The sequence below is a fragment of the Pseudomonas brassicae genome (genome assembly GCF_010671725.1).
GTDB classification, from domain to species: domain Bacteria; phylum Pseudomonadota; class Gammaproteobacteria; order Pseudomonadales; family Pseudomonadaceae; genus Aquipseudomonas; species Aquipseudomonas brassicae.
This window is the reverse complement of record NZ_JAAHBU010000244.1, coordinates 1-8,320: the sequence shown is the minus strand read 5'-3', so window position 1 is coordinate 8,320 and position 8,320 is coordinate 1. Positions and strand designations below refer to the sequence as shown.

At 65.3% G+C, this 8,320-nt stretch carries 7 protein-coding genes and 2 pseudogenes; 6 read left to right on the top strand and 3 right to left on the bottom strand.

Annotation, left to right across the window (positions count from 1 at the left end; genetic code table 11):
- The first annotated feature begins 187 nt into the window (after window positions 1-187).
- Window positions 188-1,684 (top strand): annotated as a pseudogene (locus tag G3436_RS16880) (aldehyde dehydrogenase family protein).
- Window positions 1,685-1,703: 19 nt separating this feature from the next.
- On the opposite strand, the gene feaR reads toward G3436_RS16880, so the two are convergent.
- The 3 genes and pseudogenes from feaR to paaY form a co-directional block, all read right to left on the bottom strand.
- Window positions 1,704-2,612, bottom strand: coding sequence for a transcriptional regulator FeaR (gene feaR, locus G3436_RS16875; RefSeq protein ID WP_163947145.1), 909 nt, complete (start codon window positions 2,610-2,612; stop codon window positions 1,704-1,706).
- A 71-nt stretch (window positions 2,613-2,683) separates the two neighbouring features.
- Window positions 2,684-3,595: pseudogene (paaX, locus tag G3436_RS16870) on the bottom strand (phenylacetic acid degradation operon negative regulatory protein PaaX); the annotation flags it as partial.
- Between the two features lie 70 nt (window positions 3,596-3,665).
- Window positions 3,666-4,262 carry a phenylacetic acid degradation protein PaaY gene (gene paaY, locus G3436_RS16865; protein WP_163947139.1) on the bottom strand — a complete coding sequence of 199 codons (597 nt, stop codon included), beginning with the start codon at window positions 4,260-4,262 and terminating at the stop codon, window positions 3,666-3,668.
- A gap of 258 nt (window positions 4,263-4,520) precedes the next feature.
- On the opposite strand from paaY, the gene paaF reads away from it, so the two are divergent.
- The 5 genes from paaF to G3436_RS16840 form a co-directional block, all read left to right on the top strand.
- Window positions 4,521-5,294 carry a 2,3-dehydroadipyl-CoA hydratase PaaF gene (paaF, locus tag G3436_RS16860; protein ID WP_163947136.1) on the top strand — a complete coding sequence of 258 codons (774 nt, stop codon included), beginning with the start codon at window positions 4,521-4,523 and terminating at the stop codon, window positions 5,292-5,294.
- 33 nt (window positions 5,295-5,327) lie between these two features.
- Window positions 5,328-6,119: a 2-(1,2-epoxy-1,2-dihydrophenyl)acetyl-CoA isomerase PaaG gene (gene paaG, locus G3436_RS16855; RefSeq protein ID WP_163947133.1), complete on the top strand. Its 792-nt coding sequence runs from the start codon at window positions 5,328-5,330 to the stop codon at window positions 6,117-6,119.
- A 2-nt stretch (window positions 6,120-6,121) separates the two neighbouring features.
- Window positions 6,122-7,690 carry a 3-hydroxyacyl-CoA dehydrogenase PaaH gene (paaH, locus tag G3436_RS16850; protein ID WP_163947129.1) on the top strand — a complete coding sequence of 523 codons (1,569 nt, stop codon included), beginning with the start codon at window positions 6,122-6,124 and terminating at the stop codon, window positions 7,688-7,690.
- Window positions 7,683-8,132: a hydroxyphenylacetyl-CoA thioesterase PaaI gene (paaI, locus tag G3436_RS16845; protein WP_163947126.1), complete on the top strand. Its 450-nt coding sequence runs from the start codon at window positions 7,683-7,685 to the stop codon at window positions 8,130-8,132. Before paaH ends, paaI begins: the two co-directional genes overlap by 8 nt.
- On the top strand, window positions 8,125-8,320 hold a 196-nt coding region (locus tag G3436_RS16840), incomplete at its 3' end, for a thiolase family protein (RefSeq protein WP_476644174.1). The genes paaI and G3436_RS16840, both read left to right, overlap by 8 nt.

The following is an 8,320-nucleotide window of genomic DNA, read 5'->3' as shown; positions in this document are numbered from 1 at the left end:
CGTTCAGATTTCTTTTTGGTTGGCATACATGCACCTCTTACTCATGTTATGCCCGAACACAAAATTTCTGACACCCCCCCCCCCATCTGGCACACCCACCAAGCACCCTGGCAGCCAGCGAAACACCCCACCCAGCCCACCCCCATACACTCTCCGGTGTTGTTCCCCAAACAAAAAAGGAGCGTTTATGACTGCCAGTACCGTGTCGATGCTTGCCTCTGTCCACAGTTTTCTCAACAGGCAGCACGGCCTCTACATCAACGGCGGCTGGCGGCCGTCTTCCTCCGCCACTACTCTCACGGTCTTCAACCCGGCCACCGGCCAGGCCATCGCCAGCACCCCCGACGCCAGCCAGCACGATGTCGACCAGGCCGTACAGTCCGCGCATCAGGCCTTCGTCAGCGGCGTATGGTCACGCCGCGCGCCCGCCGAACGCGAACGCATCCTGCTGCGCTACGCCGACCTGCTCGAACAACACGGCGAAGAACTCGCACAACTGGAAACCCTCGAACAAGGCAAGTCGATCAATATCGCCCGCGCCTTCGAAGTGGGCAGTACGCTGAACTGGATGCGCTACACCGCCGGGCTCACCACCAAGATCTGCGGGCGTACCCTGGATGTGTCGATCCCGGTGCCCGAAGGCGCACGCTACACCGCCTACACCCGCAAGGAACCGGTCGGCGTAGTGGCCGGTATCGTGCCGTGGAATTTTCCACTGATGATCGGCATGTGGAAGGTCATGCCGGCCCTGGCCGCCGGCTGTTCGATCGTGATCAAGCCCTCCGAGATCACGCCGCTGACGCTGATGCGCATGGCCGAACTGGCCACCGAAGCCGGCATCCCGGACGGCGTGTTCAACCTGGTCACCGGCAGCGGCAGCGTATGCGGCACCGCACTTACCAGCCATCCGCTGATCGCGAAAATCAGCTTCACCGGCTCTACCGCCACCGGCAAGCACATCGCCCGCACAGCGGTCGACCGTCTTACCCGTCTGTCACTGGAACTGGGCGGCAAGAACCCGGCCATTGTGCTGGCCGACGCCGACCCGCAGCAGGTGATCGAAGGCCTGATGATGGGCAGCTTCCTCAACCAGGGCCAGGTGTGCGCCGCCAGTTCGCGCATCTATGTCGAGGCGCGCTGTTCGATCGCCTCGCCGGCGATTTCGAACAGGCCATCAAGGGCCTGAGCATCGGCCCCGGCCTGGACCCGACGGCGCAGATCAACGCGCTGGCCAGCGGCGCACACCAGCAGTCGGTGCTGGGCTACCTGGCCGATGCCCGCGAGCAGGGCGCACAGATCATCAGCGGCGCCAGTGCACCGGACGCCAACGGCTATTACGTCAGCCCGTCGTTGATTCTCAACCCCGACGACAACCTGCGCCTGACCCGCAGCGAAGTGTTCGGCCCGGTACTGAGCCTGACCCGCGTGGCCAACGTGGAAGAGGCCCTGGCCCGCGCCAACGACAGCGACTACGGGCTGACCGCGAGCCTGTGGACCACCAGCCTCAAGGCCGCCATGGACCTGACCCCGCGCATCCAGGCCGGCACCGTGTGGGTCAACAGCCACACGCTGATCGACGCCAACATGCCGTTCGGCGGCTTCAAGCAGTCGGGCACCGGCCGTGATTTTGGCGTCGACTGGCTGGATGCTCAGCGAGACCAAGTCGGTGTGCATCCGCCACTGATCCGGCGTGCCGCAACGCATCAGCTGTAGCGCTTGCGGTACTCGCCCGGCGATACGCCAAAGCGCTGCTTGAATGCGGTAGTGAAGTAGCTGCTGTTGGAAAAGCCCCAGGTGTAGCCCAGCGCCGAGAGCTTGACGCTGGACTGCGGGTTGCGCAGGGTTTCGGCGCAGATGTCCAGGCGCCGGTTCTTGATGTATTGCGCGATCACCAGGCCTTTCTTGGCAAACACCCGGTACAGTCCGCGCATCGACACACCGATGTCGCGGGCGATCATTTCCGGGCACAGCGCTTCGTCTGCAATATGCGCCTCGATCAGCGCCAGGCTCTTCTTGAAGATCCGTTCATGTGGGTCGGGGTTGCTGTCGCTGCCGCACAGGGCAGGGCGCATCAGGCTGATCAGGGCGTCGATGACTGCTTCGCTCTCGGCCAGGCTCACCTCATCGAGCTGCGTGGATGACAACAGCATCTGCTGGGCCAGCAGCGCCACCGGCGAGCCGGAGGGAATCTTGCGGCCGATCTCCACCGGGGTGAACTTGAGCAACTGGTCGACCCGTTCATGCGGCAGGATCAGCGAGATCTGCTGCGAGGCGGCGCCAAAGGTGAAGTCGCTGGGGCGCGCGCTGTCGATCAGCAGGATATCGCCCGGCAGCAGCACTTCGCGCGCCTCGCCCTGGGCCATGTTGGCCGTGCCGTGCAGTTGGAAGACGGCGAAGTACTTGTGTTCGCTGCTGCGCTGTACCTCGCGCGGCGTGCGTAGCAGGCGCGCATGGGCGCTGTTGACGTGGCTGAAGCGCAAGGCGCCAAGCTGGCGCGGGCGGATGTCGCCCACAAAGTCGTCGCACAGCGCGGCACCGTCGAACTCGCCGCAGGCGTGGTTGATATCGGCCAGCCATTGCTGGAACTGATGCTGGGCAGTCGCTGCATTCATGGGTCACACCTCACACCTGGCATTGTTTTTAGGGTGTATGTGATGCGTTGTGGCGCGGGGTTAGCGCAAACCCCGAAGCGCCGGTAGAAGTTCTCGCTGGCATCGGGCAGCGGGCCGTCGGCCGTCTCCATCGCACTGCTCAGCCATTGCTCGGCCGGGGCACAGGTCAGGCGGTACAGGTTGCGGCACAGCTGGCGTGCCGCGCGGCCTTCCCAGTCGCCCGGCAGCAGCTCGTCGGGCAGGTGCGGGTCGCGCAGCAGCAGTTTACGGTATTCGTGAATCAACAGCAGGCGCACCATGAAGCAGTCCGTCGGCTGCAGCGGGTCCTGTTCACGCAGTGCCTGCCACACCGGGCGAAACAGCTGGATGAACTCGCTGTACTGCGCGCCCAGCTCTTCGATGCGCCAGCTTTCGCGCACCTGTGCACGCAGGGCGCGGGAGGCCATCACGTCCTGGCCGGTGGTCTCGAACAGAATGGTGTCGTCCAGCGCGTCCAGGTCCAGCAGCGTGGCATTGATGTCGGTACGGTCGGCGCGCGGGCTGGCCAGCACCACCGGCGAAATCGCACCGAAGCCTTGCCACTCCAGTTCTTCACGCACCTGCTTGCGTTTGTCGGCCGACAGCTGGGTGAGCATCGCCAGGTGCCACGAGCCGTCCCACTCCGGCACCACCGAGCTGTACACACGCTTGAAGGCCTTGTCGAAACGCCGCCGGCCGGCACCGGTCAGGCTGTAGTAGCTGCGTCGGCCCACCTTTTCAGCGGTCAGCCAGCCCTCTTTGGTCAGGCGGAACATCGAGGTGCGGATCAGCCGCTCGTTGATGCCGAACGGCTCCAGCAGTTGGATCAGGCTGCCCAGCCACACCGTACCGCCGTGGGGTTCGATGGCATCACCGTAGAGGGTGACGATCAGCGAGCTGGCACGGATCGGGATCTGTTCCTGGAAGCGGGTGACGAGCTGGTTGAGAGGGGCGAGCGACGACATGGAAGATCCGCTGGGTGAAACCCCGGAATATAACTGCCGTTTGTCCTTCAAGGCCAGCATTGCCGGCGGCTCAGACCGTTTGGTTTTTCGGGCGGTGCGTACTGTCGCTGACACGCTTGCGGTCCTGTTCGGGTTGGCTCAAGGGGCTGCACTCCACCAGTTGTTCCAGGCAGCGCCGGGTCAGCGCGTGGTACTCGGCTGTGCCGGCCTGTTTCCAGCGAATTTCGTCGTCGCTCAGGCTGCGTTTGACCACGGCCGGCGAACCCACCAGCAACGCGCGTGGCGGGCAGTCGAAGCCGGCCTTGACGAAGGCGGTGGCCGCCACGATCGAGCCGGCGCCAATGCGCGCGCCATCCATCACCACGGCGTTCATGCCCACTAGCGCATCGGCGCCCACGCGGCAACCGTGCAGCACGGCGCCATGGCCGACATGCCCGTTGCGTTCGACCACCGTGTCGCTGTCGGGGAAGCCATGCATCACGCAGGTGTCCTGCAGGTTGGCCCCCTGTTCCAGCACGATGCGCCCGAAGTCGCCGCGCAGGCTGGCCAACGGGCCGACGTAGCAGTCGGGGCCAACGATCACGTCACCGATCAGCACGGCCGTGGGGTGCACGTAGGCGCTGGGGTCGATGACCGGCGTGATGCCGTCAAGGCTGTAGCACGTCATGGTGGGCTCCTGTGAGGGGTAGAGGCTGATGCTGCAAAATATAACGCATTGTGATTTCAATGCAACGAGTTGATGTATCGCTTTGCATGTCGCTTTTAAGTGGGTTTTTTAGTGATTTTGGCAGGCATTGAAAATAAATAGACACGGATATTGGTGTGTATTGTTGATTTTGTGTATCGCATTGTGGCTATACTCTGCGGCAACCGGCCTAGAGCTAACAACAACAGCCAGCCCCGACTGGCACGTGCGGTGACCGTCATGCCTGACACCCTGATGCTCGATACCCCTCACGCAGGTATCTGTCTCATAACCCTGCACCGCCCTGAGGTGCTCAACGCCCTCAATACGCGCCTGCTGGTCGAGTTGGCCGCTGTGCTGGAGGGCCTGGAGCGCGACGACAGTTGCCGCGCCGTGGTCATCACCGGCAGCGGCAAGGCGTTCGCCGCCGGCGCCGATATCAACGAAATGGCCGAGCGTGACGCGGTCGGCATCCTCAACGACCCGCGGGTTGCCTGCTGGCAACAGATCAGCCGCTTCAGCAAGCCACTTATCGCTGCCGTGAACGGTGTCGCCCTGGGTGGCGGCTGCGAACTGGCGATGCACGCCGACATCATCATTGCCGGCGTCGAAGCGCGTTTCGGTCAGCCCGAAATCAACCTGGGCATCATGCCCGGCGCCGGCGGTACCCAGCGCCTGCTGCGTGCGGTGGGCAAGTCGATGGCGATGCAGATGGTGCTCACCGGCGAGCCCATCGATGCCCAGGCCGCGCAGCGCGCCGGCCTGGTCAGCGAAGTCACCCAGCCCGAATTCACCGTCGAGCGTGCCGTGCAACTGGCCCAGGCCATTGCGCGCAAGGCGCCGCTGGCCGTGCGCCTGGCCAAGGAATCGCTGCTCAAGGCCATGGACACCGACCTGGCCACGGGGCTGCGTTTCGAGCGTCACGCTTTCACCGTGCTGGCGGCCACCGACGACCGCCGCGAGGGCATCGCCGCCTTTCGCGAAAAACGCCTGCCGGTATTCACCGGCCGCTGACAGTTCCTTTCACCCTTGCGAGTGTTAACGGTCATGACCTTCGAACACATTCTTTTCGACATCGATGACGGCGTGGCCCTGCTGCGCCTCAATCGCCCTGATCAACTCAACAGCTTCAATGCGCAGATGCATGCCGAGGTGAAAGAGGCGCTCAAGCAGGTGCGCGGCAACGCGCAGGTGCGGGTGTTGCTGCTGACCGGCGAGGGGCGTGGCTTCTGCGCCGGGCAGGACCTGTCCGACCGCAACGTGGCACCCGGCGCGCAGATGCCCGACCTGGGCGAGTCGATCGAAAAATTCTACAACCCGCTGATCAAGGCCCTGCGTGACCTGCCGCTGCCGGTGATCTGCGCGGTCAACGGCGTGGCCGCAGGTGCTGGCGCCAACATTCCGCTGGCCTGTGACCTGGTGTTGGCGGCGCGTTCGGCCAGCTTCATCCAGGCCTTCTGCAAGCTGGGCCTGGTGCCAGATTCAGGCGGCACGTGGTTCCTGCCGCGCCTGGTCGGCGTGGCGCGGGCCAGGGCGCTGGCCTTGCTGGGCAACAAGCTGTCGGCCGAGCAGGCTGAACAGTGGGGGCTGATCTATCGCTGCGTCGACGACGCTGCGTTGCGTGACGAAGCCCTGGCCCTGGCACGCCACCTGGCCACCCAACCGACCTCGGGGCTGGCCCTGATCAAGCGCGGGCTCAATGCGAGCCTGGACAACAGCCTGGATCAGCAGCTGGAACTTGAGCGCGACCTGCAGCGCCTGGCCGGGCGCAGCGAGGATTACCGTGAAGGCGTGGCGGCCTTCATGGCCAAGCGCGCCCCCGTGTTCAAGGGGTGCTGAGCATGACTGCACTGGACACACATACCGTCGTGGCAGTGATTGGTGCCGGCGCAATGGGCGCCGGTATTGCCCAGGTAGCCGCGCAGGCCGGGCACCCGGTGCTGCTGCACGACATGCGCCCCGGCGCTGCGCAGGCGGCTATCGAAGGGCTGGGCGTGCAACTGGGCAAGCGGGTGGACCAGGGCAAGCTGAGCGCGCAGCAGCGTGATGCCACACTGGCCCGTCTGCACGCGGTGCAGGCCTTGGAAGAACTGGCGGACGCAGGCCTGGTGATCGAAGCCATCGTCGAGAACCTGCAAGCCAAGCGCGAGCTGTTTGCGCGGCTGGAGGCGATCTGCCCGGCTGGCTGCGTGCTGGCCAGCAACACCTCGTCGCTGTCGATCACCCGTATCGCCGCCGGCCTGGCGCGCCCCGAACGTTTCCTGGGCGTGCACTTCTTCAACCCTGCGCCGGTGATGGCGCTGGTCGAGATCGTCTCGGGCCTGGCCACCGCGCCTGAGGTGGCGGCCAGCCTGCATGCCACGGCCAAGGCCTGGGGCAAGGCACCGGTGCATGCCAGCTCGACGCCCGGGTTTATCGTCAATCGTGTGGCACGCCCGTTCTATGCCGAAAGCCTGCGGCTGCTGCAGGAAGGCGCGGCCGACTGCGTCACCCTGGATGCACTGATGCGTGATGCCGGTGGCTTTCGCATGGGCGCTTTCGAACTGACCGACCTGATCGGACACGACGTCAATTACGCGGTGACCTGTTCGGTATTCGAAGCCTACTACGGCGACATGCGCTTTCAGCCGTCGCTGATCCAGGCGGCGCTGGTGGATGCCGGCCGGTTGGGGCGCAAGACCGGGCAGGGGTTCTATGACTATGGCCCTGCAGCGGCACGCCCGGTGGTCAGTGAGGTGCGCAGTGGTGTGCGCGTCGACGAGTGCGTGGTCGAGGGGGATCTGGGCGTTGCGCAGAGCCTGCTGGCGCGCATCGAGGCGCAGGGCATCAAGGTTTCCCGGGCCCCATCGCGGGTCAAGCCCGCTCCCGCAGCAATGCCGGGCAGCGCAGATCTTTTTGGGCGCGGTGTCATTCGCGTGGGCGATGCCGTGCTGGCCCTCAGTGACGGCCGCCTGGCCAGCCAGCGGGCCCGCGACGACGGCCTGCAGAACCTGGTGCTGTTCGACCTGGCACTGGACTACGCCACGGCCAGCCGCATCGCCATCAGTTGGTCGGCCGACACCACTACAGCTGCGCGCGACCAGGCCGTAGCACTGCTGCAGGCCGCCGGCCTGGTGGTCAGCCCGCTGGCCGACCTGCCAGGGCTGCTGGTGCTGCGCACCGTCGCCATGCTCGCCAACGAGGCGGCCGATGCCGTGCTCAATGGTGTGGCCAGCGCCGCAGACGTGGACCTGGCCATGCGCAAGGGCGTGAACTACCCGCAAGGCCCGCTGGCCTGGGCCGACGCCATCGGCCTGCCCGGCGTGCTCGCGGTACTCGACAACCTGCAGGCCAGCTACGGCGAAAGCCGCTACCGGCCTTCATTGCTGATACGGCGCGCGGTCGCCGAAGGGGGCGCCTTGCATGACTGACCTTCACGCGATGGACCTGGCCAGCCAGTGCGCCCACGCCATGTTCGGCCGCGACCGCGCCAGCCTTGCGCTGGGCATGCAGTTGCTGGCGGTGGCGCCGGGCAAGGCACAGGTGAGCATGCCGGTGCGCGCCGACATGATCCAGGGCCATGGCAGTTGTCATGGCGGCTACCTCTTCACCCTGGCCGACTCGGCGTTTGCCGTGGCCTGCAATACCTACAACCAGGTCACCATCGGCCTTGGCTGCAGTATCGACTACATTGCGCCGGCATTCGAAGGCGACACGCTCACCGCGTGTTGCCTGGAGCAGAGCCGCGGCGGGCGCACCGGCAACTACGACGTTCGCGTCGAGAACCAGAACGGACAGCTGATTGCGCTGTTCCATGGCAAATCCTACAAGGTGCAAGGCACAGTGCTTGCCCAGGAGACCACACATGACTGATGCCCTGATCATCGATGCCGTACGCACGCCCATCGGGCGTTACGCCGGTGCCCTCAGCAGCGTACGCGCCGACGACCTGGGCGCGGTGCCGCTGCGCGAACTGATGGTGCGCTACCCGCAGGTGGACTGGTCGCAGGTGGACGATGTGCTGTACGGCTGCGCCAACCAGGCCGGCGAAGACAACCGCA